Here is a 17,564-nt window from a genome sequence, read left to right as displayed (position 1 = left end):
TCTTCGTCTTCATCCGAGGGTACGTGGTTGCGACGCGCTCGTGGCCGGGTTACCCGCGGTCGGTCGCCATGGCATCACGAAGACTCTTGGGGCGCAGGTCGGTCCAGTGCTGCTCGACATAATCCAGGCAGGCCGCCCGGGTCGCGCCCTGCTGGTCTCCGTAAACCACCCGCCACCCGGCGGGCACGTCGGCGAACACCGGCCACAGACTGTGCTGGTCCTCGTCGTTGACCAGCACGTAGAACGCGCCGTTGTCGTCGTCAAAGGGGTTGGTGCTCATCGGGTCTCCTCGATGTCGGTCCGTCGGGCAGCGATCAGGTCACTGCCCGCGGCGGTGGTGGGGCGGGTGCCCAGAATCCGGTCGGACAGCAGTCCCAGGCAGCTCAGGTTGGGAAAGCCGGGTCCTTGGGTCAACCCGGCCAGGTTGGGCAGGAACAGTTTCGGCGTCACGCCGGCCACGGCCAGGTCGTGGCCGATCGCTTCGGCCAGCCGGTCCCCCGACAGCGGCCCGCCCAGCCCCAGCTCCAGCAGATCCAGGGTGTCCTGGCCGAACAGCGAGGTGAACCACAGCGGGTCGGCCCCGGAACCGTCGATGACCAGGTCGAAGCCGTGCACGGTCTCGAAGTTCTCGCCGCCCCGGTTGGTGCTCAGCGTCAACCGGATCCGGCCGTCGCGGGCCACCGCGTGAGCGACCCGTCCCCGCAGGTGCCGGATCCGGTCGTCGGCCAGCAGTGCGTCCTGGACTCGCGCCGAGAACACTCCGCGGTCGGTGCGGGCCAGCGCATCCCGCCGCTCGGGCAGGGTCAGCGCGGTCCAGTCGGTCGGGTCGGAGAACAGCGCGTTCTCGAAGAAGCCCTCTCCGCGGGTGAACAGCGTCACCTGAGGAGAGATCACCGTGATCGTCGAAACACGGTGCCGGAACAGCTCGTTGAGCATCGACGCGGCGGTCTCGCCGCCGCCGATGACCGCGACACGCTCGGCGCTGATCCGGTCGGCTGCCGCCCGGTGCCAGAACTGGGCGATCGAGAGCACCAGTGGGTTGCCGGGCAGGATCGACTTCTCGGCCTGGCCGGGGCCGGTGATCATCACCGCGTCGGCGGCCACCTCCGTCTCCCGGGTGTGCAACGCCCAGCCGGTGCCGGCCACCGCCAGCCGGTCGACCTCGCCGGGGATCACGGTCAGCTGCACTGCGTCGGCGACCCAGCGCAGGTATTGACTCCACCGCAGATGAGTGGGTGCGGGCCGGCCCCGGTCCACCCACTCGGCGAACTGGCCGGTGGCGATCAGGTAGGACTGCCAGCTGTAGCGGGTCATCCGCTCGTCGAGTTCGGCGTTGCGGCCCGCCACCAGCGCCGAACGGTACGGGAAGCCGACGTCCTTCTCCGGGCTGGTGCCCAGCCGGTGTGCGCCATCGGTCCAGCCGCCGGTCGCCCGCCAGTTGGCGGCCACCTCGGTGCGTTCGACGGCGACGATCTCCGGCGTGTCGACGCCCATCGCACGCAACACCGCGGCCTTCGCGGCCACCGCCACCGCCTTGGCACCCGCACCGACCACCGCCAGCGTGCTCATGACAGTTCCTCCACCAGATCGCGCAGGGCCCCGGTGAACAGCTCCTGCAGTTCGGTGATCTCGGCGTCGCCGAGGATGTCGGGCAACGTGCGCCACTGGGTCAGCAGCGTCGGACCCGCGCCGAGGTCGGCCACCGCGGCGAAGATGCTCAGCTCGTGGCGTACCGCCTGGTCGGGTTCGGGCACCGACGGCAGCCCGGCGATCAGGTCGGGGGCCAGCGCCGGCCCGCCCCCGGTCCGGTCGACGCGGCCCAGGTAGTTCAGCAACAACTGTGGGCCGGCAACGGCGCCCAGCCGGTCGGCGGTATCGGTACGCAAGTAGGCCAACAGCCCGTAATCGATACCGCTGCCGGGGATCTGCGCCAGCGCGCGCGCGACACCGGCCGGGTCGGGTTGGTCCACTCGCAGTGGGTAGATGGCGGTCAGCAGCCCGGCGATGTCGGCGGTGTCGACGCCGGAAACGACGTCCTCGGCGCGCCCGTGGGTCTCCAACGCCAGCAACGGCGCCGGACCGTGCTGTCCCCGCCGCGACCGCCACCCGGCGACCATCCGGGCGGTTGCGGCCACCAGCAGGTCATGCATCGGGGCCTGGGCCGCCGACAGGGCAGCGGTGATCGCCGGGTCGGCGACCGCCGTCGACACCGTGAGGTCCCCGGCGCGGTCGCGGTCGGGGCGAACGCGCCGGGCTCCCAGTTCGGGATCGTCACCGGCCAGCTGGGCCGCCCAGAATTCCACGGTGTCCAGGGCGTGGGCCCGTTCGGTCAAGGCGGCCGCCCAGCGCCGGTATCCGCTGCGTTCGGGCAGCGGATCTGCGCCAGCCAGCGCGGCATCCAGCTCGCCCAGCAGCAGCTGCCACGAGACCGGGTCCAGCGCCAGCACGTGCCCGCACAGCAGCAGTACCCCGCTGCCGGCGGGCGGGCGCAGCCATGTCGCCCGCAGCAGCACCCCGGCCTCGGGGTCCAGGCCCGCCAGCAGCCGGGTGCCGTGCTCGGTGACGGTCGCCAGATCGACGGCACCGACGGGGATCTCGGTCAAGATGTCGACCGGGTCGACGGGGTGCAGCAGCAACCCGGCCGGGTCGAGCCGCGCGTGCAGTGCCGGGTGCGCGGCCACGATCGCCGCCAGGGCGGCCCGCAGCCGCTCAGGTCGGGTGTCGTCGGGAAGACGAACCGCTTCGACCTGGCCGAGCCGGCGCGGGCTGCCGTACTGGTAGAGCCAGCGCCCGGCCGGCAGCAGCGGGAGGGGCTCGTCGGCCGCGGTGTCAGCCTGCTGCGCGGCTTGCGCGGCTTCGCCGGTTTCCAGGTCCAACGCCGCGGCCAGGTCCCGAATCGTCATGCAGCTCAGCGCGGTCCGCGGCCGCATGGGCAATCCGCGCCGGCGTGCCGCACGCACCATCGACAGCGCGACGATGCTGTCCAGCCCCAGCTCCCGCAGATCGGCCTCGACACCGGGCAGCTGCGCTCCGTCCGGGCCCGCGAAGACCTCCGCCAGGATCTCGACCAGGGCCCGCTCGGTGTCGGTGGCCGGTTCACCACCACCGACGGCCGGCGCGGCCAGCGAAACCAATGCCTGCGCATCGAGCTTCCCGTTGACTGTCAACGGCATCGACTCCACCACCGTGATCCGGGCCGGCACCAGATAAGCCGGCAGCCGGGCGCCGACCTCGGCCCGGACCCGGGTGGCGTCCACACCCGAACCGGTGACGAATCCGGCCAGTTGGGTTCCGGTCGCGCCGTGCACGGGAAGCACCGCCGCGGCGGTCACTCCGGTCGCCGCGGCCAGCGCGGTCTCGACCTCGGCGATCTCGACCCGGTACCCGCGCACCTTGACCTGGTCGTCGGCGCGGCCCAGGTAGATCAGCCGGCCGTCGGCGCGGCGCCGGACCAGGTCCCCGGTGCGATACATCCGCGCGCCGACGGAGAACGGGTCGGCGACGTAGCGGGCCGCGGTCGCCCCCGGGCGGCCGCGGTAGCCGCGGGTGACCTGCGCACCGGCCAGGTACAGCTCGCCGGCCACCCCGTCGGGCACCTCCCGCAACGCGGAGTCCAGCACGTGAGCGGTCATGCCCCGCACCGCTGCGCCGATCACCGGCAGCTCGGTGTCGGCGACATCGGCGACGACGGCCTCGACGGTGGTCTCGGTCGGCCCGTAGCAGTTGTGCACCGCGACCGCTGATGCCGCCGACACCGACCGCAGCTTCGCCCAGGTGTGCGCGGCGATGGCCTCCCCGCCGAGTGCCAGCACACTGAGCCGGTGTGCAGCCTGCGCATCGAGCAGGCCGGCGTCGAACAGCTGGGTGAACATCGACGGCGAGGTGTCGATCATGTCCAGCCGGTGCCGGCGGATGCCGTCGATGATGGCCTCGGCGTCGCGCATGTCCTCGGCCGAGAACAGGTGCACGCACTGTCCGCCGAGCAGGCCGGCCAGCGGCTGCCAGCTCGCGTCGAAACTCAGGGACCAGGCGTGCGCGACGCGCAGTGTCCGGCCCAGCCGGGCGACGGCCGGGAGGTACATGCGCTGCTGGTGATCAGCGAAGTAGGACGCGAGCGCCCGATGGGTGCCGATGACGCCTTTGGGTTCGCCGGTGGAACCGGACGTGAAGATGACATAGGCCGCGGAGTCGGGGTGGATCACCGTCGGTGTCGGCCGCTGCTCGGCATCGTCGGACCGCAGTTCGGCAAGTATTTCGGCGGTCAGCGTCAGCTTCGGATCCGCTTGTCGCAGAATGGATTTGATCCGTGTTTCCGGCAGGCTGACATCGATCGGGACGTAGGCCGCCCCGGCCTGCAGCACGGCCAGGATCGCGATGACCGAATCCAGCGAGCGGGGCAGCGCGATCGCCACCCGGTCTTCGGGACCGATCCCACGCCCGGCCAGTGCCGACGCCAGGCGGGCCGATTCGGCGGCCAGCCCGGCATAGGTGAGGGCGCGGTCTTCGCCGGTGAGCGCCGGACTGTCCGGGTGCTCGGCGGCAGCGGCGGCGAACAGGGCCGGCACCGATACGGCGGCTGAGTTCCCCGGAACCACCGGTTCGGCGCGACGCGCCCGCTCGGCGGGCAGCAGCACATCCAGATCCGCGATGCGGGGCCGCGCCGGGTCGACCAGTTGGCGCAGCACCTGCAGCAGTCGCCGGCCCAGATCCGCCACGGACAGCTCCCCCAGCGCATCCGGCACCGCCTCCAGCAGCACGGTGAGCCGCCCGTCGCGCGGTGGGGAGCTGACCAGCGTCAGCGGGTAGTGGGTGAGGCTTTCCACCGTGACCGGCACGAACCGAACGCCGTCGGGGGTGGTCACCCCCGCGGCGGCCGAACCGATCGGCGCGTTCTCGAACACCAGCAAGGTGTCGAAGACCGCGTTGCCGCTGGCCCGCTGCACGGTGGCCAGGCTCAGGTAGCCCAAGTCCCGCATCGCCGCGGTGTCACGTTGCAGCGCTTGGCAGGTCGCGACCACCTCGGCTCGCGGCGGCGCCGCGACCACCACCGGGACGGTGTTGATGAACAGCCCGACCATGGACTCGACGCCGCCGAGCTGCTGGGGCCGACCGGAGACCACCGCCCCGAATCCCACCTCGCGCCGATCGGTGAGCCGAGCCAGCAGCACGCCCCAGGCGAACTGCAGCACGGTGTTCAGGGTCAGGCCGTGCCGGCGGGCCCAGTCGGTCAGCCGGGCGGTGTCGTCGCGGTCCAGGGCCACCTCGTGGGTGTCCGGGAGGACACTGCCCAACCCGGCTCGCCCGCTGCCGGCCAGCATGGTCGGGGCGCTGAGCGGGGCCAGGTAGTCCCCCCACCGCTCGGCGGCGGCAGCGACGTCCTGGGACGCCAGCCAGCCGATGTAGTCGCGGTAGGGCCGCGGCGCGGGCAGCGGGTCGGTGCCGCCGGCGCGGTAGATCGCCACCAGTTCGTCGAAGAACACCGCCATCGACCAGCCGTCGAGCAGCAGGTGGTGCACGGTGAGAATCAGCCGGTGCCGGTCGGGCGCCGAGCGGGCCAGCACGAAACGCAGCAGCGGCCCGCGGGCCAGGTCGAAGTTGGTGGTGCGTTCTGCCCGGGCGAGATCATCGAATTCGGCTGGTGCGGCATCGATCTCCTGCCACGGAACCGCAGCCTGTGCCGGCACGATCTGGACCGGATGCGGCAGGTCGACATCCCAGAACGACGCCCGCAGGTTGGCGTGGCGGGCCAGCATGGTTTCGGCGCTGCGGCGCAGCAGCCCGGCATCGACGGCGCCGACGATGTCGATGACGAACTGCACGGTGTAGACGTCCACCCCGCCGTCGGAACCGCCGTCATCAACGGCGAGTTTGGCCAGCGAGAACAGTCCCTGCTGCAGCGGCGACAGGGCCAGCACGTCCTCGATCGACTGCGCATTGCTGCGCTGTGCGGTGGCTTCGGTCATGGTGAATCGCCCCATGCGGCAGTCAGATCCGCCAGGGCATCGCCGCTCAGGCCCGAGACGCTCATCGGGGCGAACGACGTGTCGACGGTGTCGGGACTGCTGTCGGCTCCGGCCCGCGCATCAGCGGCCGCGGCCAGTTCGGCGAACGTCGGGTGCTCGAAGATCATCCGCGGGTCGACTTCGACTCCGGCCGCGCGCGCCCGTGCCGACAGTTGCACCGACAGGATGCTGTCGCCCCCGAGTTCGAAGAACCCGTCGCTGCGCCCGATCGCCTCGACACCCAGCAATTCGGCGCAGATACCGACCAGGGTCTGCTCGGTGGCGGTGACGGGCGGGTCGGCTTCGCCGCGGGTGGCCACTGCCGGCTGCGGCAGTGCGGGCCGGTTCAGTTTCCCGGAATCGGTGAGCGGCATGGCCTCCAGCACCGTCAGCGACGACGGCACCATGTAGCCGGGCAGCGTCGCGGCCACCGCGGCGCGTACCGATGCGATGAAGTCCGCCGGGTCGGCGACCGGACCGGCCGGCACCACATAGCCGGCCAACGTGGTGGCTCCCCGCTGTTCCCAGGTGCGGGCCGCAGCCGCCGCCACTCCGGGTGCGGCGCGCAGCGCCGCCTCCAGCTCGGCCAGCTCCACCCGGAAGCCGCGCACCTTGACCTGGTGGTCGGTGCGGCCGACGAACTCGAGCACCCCATCGGTGCCCCAGCGGGCGCGGTCCCCGCTGCGGTAGAGCCGGTCTCCGGGATTGAACGGGTTGGCGACGAACCGGGTTGCGGTCAGTCCCGGGCGTTTCCAGTAGCCGAGGACGATCTGCGGTCCGGCGTAATAGACCTCACCGACGACCCCGGGCGCGACCGGCTGCAGGGCGTCGTCGAGCAGATAGGCCTGCGAGCCGGGCGTGGGCCGGCCCAGTTTCGGGGTGGGCGGCGCCAGTGCACCTCGCACCGCCGCCCCGGAGGTCTCGGTGGCGCCGAAGTTGTTGAGCAGCTGGGTGTCCGAACCGAGTGCGGAGTCCAGCCGGGCCAACAGGTCCGCCGAGACGGGTTCACCGCTGCACACCAGCCGGCGCAGGCCTCGCAGTGCGTCCGCATCGGCCAGCACCGACACCAGGCTCGCGACCGCGGTCACCTGCGCCACCTGCTCGTCCACGATCAGCCGGGCCAGTGCCTCGGGGTCGCGGAACTCGTTGTCGTCGGCCAGGATCATCGTCGCACCGGCGGCCAGGCCGGCCAGCAGTTCCATCCCGCCTTCCAGGAACGTCATCGACGACTGGGCCAGCCGGATGTCCGGCCCGTCGACCGGGTAGTGGGCCAGCTGCCAGTTCAGCCGGGCGCTCATCGACCGGTGGGTGCCCACCACGCCCTTGGGAGCGCCGGTGGAGCCGGAGGTGAACACCAGATACATCGGGTCGTCGGGGTGCGGCACCGGAAGTCGGCCGCCGGTGGGGGGTTTCACCAGTTCGGCCTGCACCGCCGCGTCGTCGAGGCACATCAGCGTCACGCCATCGGGGGCCGGCATCGCTGCACGGGTGGTCGTATCGACGACGATCACGCTCGGCAAGACGTCATCGACCATGAACGCCAGGCGCCGGCGCGGATAGCCGGCGTCCAGCGGGAAGTAGCCCGCCCCGGCCTTCATGATGCCGACCAGCGCCACTGCCAGATCGAGGTCGCGCCGCACCGACAGGCCGACCAGCGTTCCGGGCCGCACGCCGGCTCCGATCAACAGTTCGGCGAGCCGGTCGGAGCGGAGGTGCAGAGCCGGGTAGGTCAGCTCGGCGCCGGCGCAGCGCACCGCGACGCCGTCGAAACTCCGGCTCGGGGCCAGCACCTCGGCGATGGTGCGCGGATCATCCGCGGGAACCTCCGCACCGCGGCTCTGCTGGAGGGTTCGTTCGCGCTGCTCGTCGTCGACCAGGCCGATCTCGCGCAGCGTTCGCTCCGGGGCATCGACCATCGCCGCCAGCACCCGCCCCAGCCAGTCGGCAAGTCGCTGCACGGTGGCGCGCTCATAGAGATCGGTGCGGTAGATCAGGTGGCCGTCATAGCCTGCGCCGTCGGCAGTCTCGGTGGCGAACAGGTTCACCGACAGGTCGGCGTGCGCGATGTCGAAGGTCGGCATGACGGTGCGGAACACCAGGTCGCCGTCGGGTCCGGTGTCGACGACGTGGGTGACGTCGGCGGCATCGCGGACGTGTACCACCACCTGGAACAGCGGGTTGCGCGACAGCGTCCGGACCGGGTTGAGCGCCTCGACCAGCCGATCGAACGGCAGGTCGGCGTTCGCGTAGGCCCCCAGCGCCGCTTCGCGTGCCCGTAGCACCACCTCGCGCAGTGTCGGGTTGCCGTCCAACCGGTTTCGCAGCACGACAATGTTGACGAAGAACCCGACCAGGTTGTCCAGGGCGTTGTCGGTTCGGCCCGCGAGCGGCACCCCCAGCGGGATGTCGTCGCCGCTGCCGGCCAGGTGCAGCAGTACCGCGACCGCGGCCTGCATCACCATGAACTCGGTGGCGCCGGTGTCGCGGGCCAGCGCGGCCAGCCCGGCCCGCAGTTGCGGGGTGACGGTGAAGGCCACGGAGTCACCGCCGCCGGTGCCGGTGGCCGGGCGCGGGAAGTCCGGCCGCGGCCCGGTGTCGTCGGCAAGGCCGGCCAGCTGCTCGATCCAGTAGCGGCGCTGCGCGTCGATCAACCCGGATGCGTCAAGCAGCAGTTCGCCCTGCCAGTGCGCGAAGTCGGCATACCGCAAAGCCGGCGGCGGCCACGACGGCTCACTGCCGGCAGTCCGGGACCGGTACGCGATCAGCAGGTCGGTGAAGATCACCTCCACCGACCAGTGGTCGGCGGCGATGTGGTGCACCACCAGTGACAGCACCCGCTCATCGCCGGGTAGGTGCAATAGCGCCGTCCGGATCGGCCAGTCGTTCTCCAGGTCGAAACCGGCGCTGCGCTGCTCGTCGAGCCGGTCACGGGTCCACCGCTCGACCGCCTCCGGATCGCCTTCCGGGCACCGCAGTTCGGTTACCTCGACCGGTACGGGCGGGTTGATGATCTGGTGGGGCAGCCCGTCGATCTCGCAGAACGTGGTGCGCAGGCTGTCGTGGCGGGCCACCACGTCGTTGATTGCCGCGGTGAGCGCGGCGGTGTCGCAGGGACCGGTGAGCCGGGCCGACAGCGGGATGTTGTCGCCGGTCGCCGCCGGGTCCAGCCGGTAGGCGAACCAGGTGCGCAGCTGCGAGGCCGACACCGGCAACGGGCCCGATCGCGGCACCGCGACCAGCGGCGGGCGACCCGGCCCGGCCTCGCCGCCGGCGGCCCGGTCTATCGCGGCGGCCAGTCGGGCCACCGTGCTCGACTCGAAGATGTCGCGGATACCGATCTCCACATCACAGCGGGATCGGACCGCCGCCACCAGCTTGGTGGCCAGCAGCGAGTGCCCGCCGAGGTCGAAGAACGAGTCGTCGGCGCCGACCCGGTCGCGGCCGAGCAGCTGTGAGAACAGTTGCGCGACCGCGTGTTCGGTGTCGGTCTGCGGCTCCCGGTAGGGTGCCGACTCGATGGGCTGCGGCTCGGGCAGTGCGGCGCGGTCGATCTTGCCGTGAGCGGTGATCGGGATGTCGTCGACCACCACGTAGGCCGCCGGGGCCATGTACTCCGGCAGCGCGGCGGCCACCCGGGCCCGGATCCGCGGGATGTCGACTGCGTCTTCGGGGGCGTCGTGCGCCGCCGGCGTCAGGTAGGCGACCAGGCTGCGGCCCAGCCCGGGCAGGTCGGAGACGACTACCACGCACTGACCCACGCTGGGGTCCACCGAGATGGCCGAGGCTACCTCGCCGAGCTCGATACGAAAGCCGCGGACCTTGACCTGGTCGTCAGCGCGGCCGATGAATTCGAGGTCGCCGGATGCGTTGCGGCGGGCCAGGTCACCGGTGCGGTACAGCCGCTGCCCGGCGGCCCACGGGTCGGCCACGAAGCGTTCCGCGGTCAATCCCGGCCGGTCGAAGTAGCCGCGGGCGACATGTGTTCCGCCGATGTAGATTTCGCCGATCACCCCGACCGGCACCGGCTGCAGCGAGTCGTCGAGCAGCCGGATCGTGGTGTTGATGTTGGGGCTGCCGATCGGCACGATCCGGTTGCCTTGCGTGCCTTCGACCTTGAACCGGGTCGAGTTGACGATCGTTTCGGTGGGGCCGTAGAAGTTGTGCAGCAGCGCATCGAAGGTGGCGTGGAACTTGTCCGCCAGCTCACCGGGCAGCGGCTCGCCGCCGATCGGGATGCGCCGCAATGTGCGCCACTGGTTGACGCCGGGCAGCGACAGGAACAACCCCAGCAGCGACGGTACGAAGTGCATGGCGGTGACGGCTTCGCGTTGCAGCAGATCGGTCAGGTAGCCGATGTCGCGCAGCCCGTCGGGCCGCGGAATGACCAGCCGGGCACCGTTTCCCAGGGTGCCGAACAGTTCGCCGATCGAGACGTCGAAGCTCGGTGACGCGACCTGCAGCAGCACGTCGGTGTCGTCGACGCCGTACTCGCCGCCGAACCAGGTCAGGTACTCGGTGATCGGGGCGTGGGACACCTCGACACCCTTGGGCAGGCCGGTCGAACCCGAGGTGTAGATGAGGTAGGCCAGGTTATCCGGTCGTAGCGGGCGCACCCGGTCGGCATCGGTCGGGTCGGTGTCGGGATGACCGGCCAACGCCTCGGGGGTGAGGGGCTCGCGTATCACCAGGGCGGCCCGGGCGTCGCCCAGGATGAACTCGATACGGTCCGGCGGATACTCGGGGTCGACGGGAACGTAGGCCGCGCCGGCCTTGGCGATGCCCAGCGCGGTGACCACCAGGTCCACCGAGCGGCCCAACAGCACGGCGACCTTGTCCTCGGTGCCGATCCCGGCGGCGATCAGGTGGTGGGCGATGCGGTTGGCGCGGCCGTTGATCTCGGCGTAGGTGTAGCGGCCGTCATCGTCGACGACGGCGATCGCGTCAGGGGTGGCCGCCACCCGGTCGGCGACCAATGCGCCCAGCGTGGTCGGGGCGGCGGTGAAATCCGATCCGCGCGAAACCGCGTCCAGCCAACGGCGGTCGGCTTCGCCGAGCATGTCCAGTTCGCCGATGGTGGTCTGCGGTGCTGCGACCGCGGCGGCCAGCAACTGCACCAGGTGCCGCAGCAGTTGGTCGACGAGCGCTTCGTCGAGCACGTCGTGCAGGTATTCGGCTTCGATCAGCGCGCCGCTGTCGGGGGTGCCGCCGGCCTCGACCATTATCCCCAACGGCAGTTGGGCGATCTTGGCGCGGTATTCGGCTCGCCGGCAGGTGATCCCGTGCGGCTGGAGACCGTCCCCGGGTGCCGCGCGGAATCCGAAGCTGAGCCGGGTGAGCCGCTCCACTCCCCCGTGCCGCCGGTCCGGGTTGAGTTCGCGGACCACCCGGTCGAGATTGATGCCTTGGTGGGCGAACGCACCCAAGGCGGTGTCGCGGGTGCGTGTCAGCAGGTCGCTGAATCGGTCGGATGCGGTGACCCGGGCACGCAGCACCACGGAGTTGCCGAAGTAGCCGATGGTTTCCTCGGTGCCGGCCGTTCGGTTGAGAACCGGTGAGGCGATCAGGAAGTCGTCGGTACCGGTGTAGCGGTAGATCAGCGCGGACAACGCCGCCGCGACCACCATGTAGGGCGTTGCGCCGTTGTCGCGGGCCAGTTCGGTGATGCCGTGCATCAACCCGGCCGGCAGTGCGCGGGTGCACAATCCGGCGCGCAACGTGTGGGGCACCGCCGAGCCGCGCGGGCCGGGCAGTTCCAGTGGGTCGGGCGGCTCGGCCAGCAGGGTGCGCCAGTAGTCCAGGTCGGCACTGTGATCGGAGACGGGTGGTGTGCTGACAACGGGTGCGGGCGGGCGGGCGGCGAACGCGTCGGGGTCGGTGTAGGCGGCGGTCAGATCGGCGAAGAAAACCGTCCAGCAGGCGTCGTCCCAAGCGATATGGTGGGCGACCAGCAGCAGAATGTGTTCGTCGGGCTCGAGTCGGATCACGGTGAGCCGCAACGGGGCATCGGACTCCAGCCGGAACGGGGTGGCGAACTCCCGCTGGGCCAGCACCTCCAGCCGCAGTGCCCGGGCCTGTCCGGCGAGCTCGGTGAGGTCGTGTTCGGTGACGACCGGCGTGACCTCGGCGAGCACCGGCCGCGGTTCGCCGTTGTCATCGACGCAATAGGTGGTGCGTAGCACCGGGTGACGGTCGGCCACCGCGGCCAGAGCTGTGCGTAACCGGTCGCTGTCCAGCCGGCCGGACAGCCGGTAGGAGACCGAGATGTTGGCGACGGTGCCGTCGGGGTCCAGCGTCTGCACGAACCACATCCGGCGCTGCCCGTCGTTCATCGCGGGTTCGGCGGGTCCACCGGCCGGCGCGGTGGCTGCCAATCCGCGTTCGGCGAGCCGGCGGCGCAGCAACTCCAGCCGTAACTCGCTCGCGTCGGTCGACTGGTCGACGGTGTCAGTCATGGGTGAAAACAGTCCTTTCCGTCGCCGCGGCGGCAGCGGTGTCATCACGGAGCGTCGCGGTCAGTTGCGCCGCGGTCATGCCGGCCAGCAGCGGTCCGAGCGCCACCCTTCTCCCGGTGGTCCGGGCCAGCCGCTTGCGCAGGTCCAGGGCGAGCAGTGAATCCATGCCGAGGTCGGTCAACGCCCGATGCATGTCGATGTCGTCGGTGCGGTCCAGGCCGAGCACCGCCGCGAGTTCGGCGATCACGACGTCGCCGACCGGGCGGTCCCCCGATAGGGCACTCGCGGGTGCCGCGGTGGCGTCGAAGGGAGAGGGAACGCCCTGGCTGTCGAAGAACACCCCTAGCCGGTCGAAGTCGGCGGCCAATATCGCCGGGTCGTTCGGCGTGGCGCTGAGCCCCGCGGTGATCGCGGCCTCGGGCGCCATCGGGGTCAGACCGGTCCGGGCGATCCGGTTCTTCTCCTCGCCGCTCACCACCGCCACGCTCTGCCACAATCCCCACCGGATCGAGGTGGCGCTTCGGCCCTGCGCCCGCATCCGGCACACCAGGGCGTCGGCCATCCGGTTGGCCGCCGCATAGAGGCCGTGACCCGAGCCGCCCCACAGCGCCAGCACCGACGAGCAGACCAGCACCCGGGCGTCGGGGCGCTGCGGCCAGTGCCGCACCAGGTTGTCCAGGCCGAACACTTTGGCGCCGAGGGCATCCCGAACCGCTGCTTCGGTGATCTGCTCGGCGGCGACGGCTTCCGCCGACGCGGTGTGCACCACGAGCCCGGCCGGGGCCGGGTGGTGTTCGGCGATCAGTGCCGCAACTGCGGCATCGTCGGTGATGTCGCACCGGATCGCGGTGATGCGAGCCCCGGTACGCAAGCGCAGTGCACACAATCGGTCCGCGGTGGCATCGGTGTCGCCGCTGCGGCTGAGCAGGCTGATGTCGCGGGCGCCGTGGTCGGCGCAGAACGCCGCGAAGGCCATTCCGATGGCGCCGGTGCCGCCGCTGATCACGACGGTCTCCGGGATCGCCGGCACGGCCGGGGCGGTATCGGATCGCACGAGTCGGCGCACCGAAGGGCGGCCGGCGCGCACCGCGACTTCGGTGTCGGTCAGGCGCAGCGCGGCGACCGCGGCGCCGATGTCGTCGGCGGTCGGATCGACCGGCAGATCCAGGTGGGCGAATGTCTGGTCGGGGTAGCCGAATCCGGTGCTGCGGTGCAGCGCCGCCAGTGCGGCGGCCCCCGGCAGCGGCGGCGGGTCACCGTCGAGTCGTTCGGCGCCGCGGGTGATCAACCACACCCGGGCGCAGTTCGGACCGGGCCCGGGCAGCGTCTGGGCGGCCGCGTGGCCGGCGAACGCAGTTGCTGCGGCGGCGATTTCACCGCCGTCGGCCGGCGGCGCGATCAGCACCAGCAGCCGGGCGTGGTCCGGATGCACCGCGGCGGGGCCCAACAGAGCGGTCAGCTGCTCGGTCAGCTCCGGGGATTCCCCGCTGTAGTCGACGACGGCCACCCCGACGGCGCGGTCCGCGACGGCCTCGATCGGTGCCCACTGTTCGGTCATGACGACCGGCTGTCGGTGGCGCTGCGCGGACGGCTCGGTGCCCGCCCACAGCCGGGTGGTGTGCATCGGCGCGTGCGGGAAATGACGCAGTGGTGCACCGGTGCCCGGCGGGGCGAAGTCCCGCCAGCGGTAGCCGGGGTCGGCGATCGCCGCGGCGGCGATGTTGGCCGCCAGCGCCTCGTCGGCCGGGTGATCGCGGTCGGCGCTGCCCAGCACCAGCGCGGATTCGGCGATGTCGCCGAGCGACGCGAGCAGGGTCGGATGCGCCGACATCTCGATGAACGTGGTGACCCCGCGGTCCACCGCGGCGGCGGTGGCCAGATCAAACCGAACCTGCCGGCGGAGGTTGTCGAACCAGTACTGCCGGAACGTCTTTCCCTCCGGGGTCGCTCCGCCGTACACGGAACCGATGAATTCCACCGGGGCGCTGTGGAACTGCGCATCGGGCAGCTGCGCGATCATCCGGTCGCGCAGCGGTTCCAGGACGCTGGTGTGCGCCGGGTAGCGCACCGCGAGCTCGCGGGCGAACACCCCGCGGCGGGCGGCGCGTTCCAGGATCTGCTGTACCGCGGCCCATTCCCCGGAGACGACCACCGATTCGGGGCCGTTGACCACCGACAGTTCCAGCCAGCCGGGGATACCGGTGATGAATTCGGCGGCATCGTCGGCGCCCAGGGCGATCATCGCCATGCCGAACCGGCCCGGGGCGTCATCGGTCAGTTCCGCCCGCGCGATCACCACCGCAGCCGCGGCGTCCAGGTCCACCACCCCGGCGGTGTAGGCGGCGGCGAGTTCCCCCAGGCTGTGACCGACGGTGATATCGGGCAGGACGCCGAAATGCCGCCAGGTGGCGGCCAGCGCCGCGGCGTGGGTGAACTGCGCGGCCTGCACCACCACCGGATCCGGGTCGTCGGTGCCGCGCAGATACGTCACCGGCGAGGCGTGGCCGGCGCTGCGGAAGGCCGCCTCGCAGCGGTCCGCCTCGGCCCGGTAGGCCGCGATCGCGAGCAGGTCGGCGCCCATGCCCGGCCACTGGTTGCCCTGGCCGGGGAAGACGAAGGCGGTGCGGGCGGGCTCCTGATGATGGGATCGGGCCACCAGTGGGTGCTCCACGTCGTGGTAGACGGCGTCGAGGCCGCTGCGGAGTTCGTCCGCGTCGCGGGCCCGGATCACGGCGCGGTACCGGCGGATCGGCCGGGTCGCGCGCAGCGTCCGGGCCACGGCGCCCACCTCGGCGGTCCGGGTGTGCAGGTGGCGGGCCAGCGCGCCGGCTTCGGCCTGCAGCAGGTCGCGGGCGTGCGACGAGATCAGGACGGGGATACGGCCGTCGGGCAGCGCGGTCGGGTGGGTGCTCAGCACGCCAGTGCCTCTTCGGCGTCCTGCACAGCGACGATCAGGTGCGCGTTGGTGCCGCTCATCCCGAACGCCGAGACCGAGCCGACCCGGCGGCCGTCGCTCGCCGGCCAGGCGGTGATGGTATCGGCCAGCGTGATGCCCCCGCCGTCCCAGTCGATGCCGTCGTGCCACCCGTCGCGCACATGCAGGGTCGGCGGGATCTCCTGATGCTCGGCGGCCAGCAGCACCTTGCTCAGGCCCAGCGCCCCGGCGGCGGCCTGGGTGTGCCCGATGTTGGACTTGACCGAGCCCAGCCGCGGGCCGGCGCCCGGCTCGGTGTCGGCGCCGTAGACGTTGATCAGCGACCGCAGTTCGACGGGGTCACCGACGCGGGTTCCGGTTCCGTGGCCTTCGATCATGCCGACCTGGCCGGGCTGCACGTCCGCTTCGGTCAACGTGCACCGGAACAGGCGCTGCTGGGCCGCCTCACTGGGGGTGAGCAGACCGGTGGTGCGACCGTCCTGGTTGAGCCGGCTGGCCAGGATCTCGCCGTAGATGTGCCGGCCGTCGCGCAGTGCGGACGATTTGCGTTGCAACACAAAGATTCCAGCGCCCTCCGCCCACACGGTTCCGGTCGCGGCGGCACTGTAGGGCCGGCAGTGTCCGTCGTCGGACAGCGCGTGCTGCTTGGAGAACTCGACGAAGAATCCGGGCGAGCCCATCACGCACACGCCGCCGGCGAGCGCCATATCGGCGTCGCCGGTCCGGATCGCCTGTACCGCCAGGTGCAGCGCCGAGAGCGCCGACGAGCAGGAGGTGTCGACGGTGATCGCCGGCCCGGCCAGCCCGAGGGTGTAGGCCACGCGACCGGAGATCACCGACAGCGCGGTGCCGGGCAGCAGATGGCCGCTGTGCGCGGAGAACTGCGCCATGTCCGGGCCGTAACCGGTGACCGAGGCGCCGAGGTAGACGCCGACGTCGTGGCCGGTGAGCTCGTCGGGGTTGATGCCGGCGTCCTCGAGGGCGCGCCAGGCCACCCGCAGCGCGACCCGTTGCTGCGGATCCATGGCGATGGCTTCCCGGGGCGCGATCCCGAAGAAACCCGGGTCGAATTCGGCGGCCCCGGACAGGAATCCACCGACATTGCAGATGGGTTTGAAGCCGTCGCGGTGTGATCCGTCGATGAGTTCTCGCACTGCCCAATCCCGGTCCTCGGGGATGGCGCCGAGCGCCTCGCGGCCCTCGGCGAGCAGTGTCCAGTACTGCTCGGCGGTCTCGATCCCGCCGGGCGCCTCGACACCGAGCCCGACGATGACGACCGGGTCCTCACGCCGGTCAGTCATCGGCGATGATCCGCTTCGCCAGGGCGTCGATGTGCTCGTAGTGGTAGAAGTGCCCGCCGTCGTAGAGCGAGACCGTGCAGACCCCGGTGGTGTGCGCCTCCCAGCGCTCCAGCAGGTCGGTGCCGACCCGGTCGTCGGACCGGCCGCCGAGCACGTTGATACCCGCCCGGATGGTGATGTCGGGATCGCATCGGTAGCAGTTGAACGCCCGGTAGTCCGATCGGACCGGGGCCAGCAGCAGGGTGAGGAATTCCTGGTCGGCGAGGATTCGCGGGTCGGTGCCGCCGAGTTCCTCCAACTCCGCGCGCAGGGCGGCATCCTCGGTCGGCACTTTGCGCAGCCCGGACACCACACCGGGTGCCGGCCCCGCCGAGGCCCACAGCCGCTGAATCTCGATGCCGCGCTCTTCGGCGAGCCGGGCGAATTCGAACGCGACCAGCGAGCCCATGCTGTGCCCGAACAACCGCAGCGGTCCCAGCCGTTGCCACGGCGCCGCGTCGAACAGGGCGCGCGCCAGCTGCGGCAGGGTTTCGGCGGGCGGTTCCCGGAACCGGTCGGCACGCTGCGGATACTGCATCACGTAGGTGTCGACCCCGGCGGCCAGCGCTAACGCCAGCGGGCGGTAGTTCACCGCGGAGCCCCCGGCGTGCGGAAAAACCAGGGTCGCCGGCCCGGGTCCGGGAAAGCGGCCGATCCAGGACGGGAACTGCGCGCCCGCCGAGGTGTCGTCGACGGCCATCCGATCCCCTCCGCATGTTAGCCAGCGTGTTAGTAAAGGCTGCCCTAATTTCCCGGGTTAGATTACCCCGACCGGAAGTGGCCCGGAAATCCGGGCACTGGTGCGCCGGTTGCGGACGCACCGGGACGCCGAACG

At 71.4% G+C, this 17,564-nt stretch carries 7 protein-coding genes; all 7 read right to left on the bottom strand.

The features are described from left to right. Window positions 1–49 precede the first annotated feature (49 nt). From mbtH to AWC24_RS07805, 7 genes are read right to left on the bottom strand one after another with little or no spacing between them, the layout of a single operon-like run. Window positions 50–280 (bottom strand): mycobactin NRPS accessory protein MbtH, encoded by a 231-nt coding sequence (gene mbtH, locus AWC24_RS07835; protein WP_085083638.1) that lies wholly within the window; start codon window positions 278–280, stop codon window positions 50–52. After that, window positions 277–1,569 (bottom strand): NADPH-dependent L-lysine N(6)-monooxygenase MbtG, encoded by a 1,293-nt coding sequence (mbtG, locus tag AWC24_RS07830; RefSeq protein ID WP_085083636.1) that lies wholly within the window; start codon window positions 1,567–1,569, stop codon window positions 277–279. Before mbtG ends, mbtH begins: the two co-directional genes overlap by 4 nt. Continuing rightward, complete coding sequence (locus AWC24_RS07825; protein WP_165757720.1) at window positions 1,566–5,963, bottom strand: non-ribosomal peptide synthetase; 4,398 nt, start codon at window positions 5,961–5,963, stop codon at window positions 1,566–1,568. Before AWC24_RS07825 ends, mbtG begins: the two co-directional genes overlap by 4 nt. After that, window positions 5,960–12,454 carry a non-ribosomal peptide synthetase gene (locus AWC24_RS07820; protein WP_085083632.1) on the bottom strand — a complete coding sequence of 2,165 codons (6,495 nt, stop codon included), beginning with the start codon at window positions 12,452–12,454 and terminating at the stop codon, window positions 5,960–5,962. The genes AWC24_RS07825 and AWC24_RS07820 overlap by 4 nt, the downstream gene beginning before the upstream one ends. After that, window positions 12,447–15,371 carry an SDR family NAD(P)-dependent oxidoreductase gene (locus tag AWC24_RS07815; RefSeq protein ID WP_234807291.1) on the bottom strand — a complete coding sequence of 975 codons (2,925 nt, stop codon included), beginning with the start codon at window positions 15,369–15,371 and terminating at the stop codon, window positions 12,447–12,449. Before AWC24_RS07815 ends, AWC24_RS07820 begins: the two co-directional genes overlap by 8 nt. Continuing rightward, window positions 15,365–16,690, bottom strand: a complete 1,326-nt coding sequence (locus tag AWC24_RS07810; protein WP_085083630.1) for a beta-ketoacyl [acyl carrier protein] synthase domain-containing protein — start codon at window positions 16,688–16,690, stop codon at window positions 15,365–15,367. Before AWC24_RS07810 ends, AWC24_RS07815 begins: the two co-directional genes overlap by 7 nt. Beyond that, window positions 16,683–17,429 carry a thioesterase II family protein gene (locus tag AWC24_RS07805; protein ID WP_085083628.1) on the bottom strand — a complete coding sequence of 249 codons (747 nt, stop codon included), beginning with the start codon at window positions 17,427–17,429 and terminating at the stop codon, window positions 16,683–16,685. Before AWC24_RS07805 ends, AWC24_RS07810 begins: the two co-directional genes overlap by 8 nt. Window positions 17,430–17,564 lie beyond the last annotated feature (135 nt).

The organism is Mycolicibacter senuensis (assembly GCF_002101885.1).
Lineage (GTDB): Bacteria > Actinomycetota > Actinomycetes > Mycobacteriales > Mycobacteriaceae > Mycobacterium > Mycobacterium senuense.
This window is presented reverse-complemented; position numbering and strand designations above follow the sequence as displayed.

Excerpts from the sequence above, each read along its gene's own strand:
- AWC24_RS07805 (WP_085083628.1), bottom strand. The coding sequence starts at position 17,429 with ATGGCCGTCGACGACACCTCGGCGGGCGCGCAGTTCCCGTCCTGGATC.
- AWC24_RS07820 (WP_085083632.1), bottom strand. The coding sequence starts at position 12,454 with ATGACTGACACCGTCGACCAGTCGACCGACGCGAGCGAGTTACGGCTG.
- AWC24_RS07810 (WP_085083630.1), bottom strand. The coding sequence starts at position 16,690 with ATGACTGACCGGCGTGAGGACCCGGTCGTCATCGTCGGGCTCGGTGTC.
- mbtG (WP_085083636.1), bottom strand. The coding sequence starts at position 1,569 with ATGAGCACGCTGGCGGTGGTCGGTGCGGGTGCCAAGGCGGTGGCGGTG.
- AWC24_RS07825 (WP_165757720.1), bottom strand. The coding sequence starts at position 5,963 with ATGACCGAAGCCACCGCACAGCGCAGCAATGCGCAGTCGATCGAGGAC.
- mbtH (WP_085083638.1), bottom strand. The coding sequence starts at position 280 with ATGAGCACCAACCCCTTTGACGACGACAACGGCGCGTTCTACGTGCTG.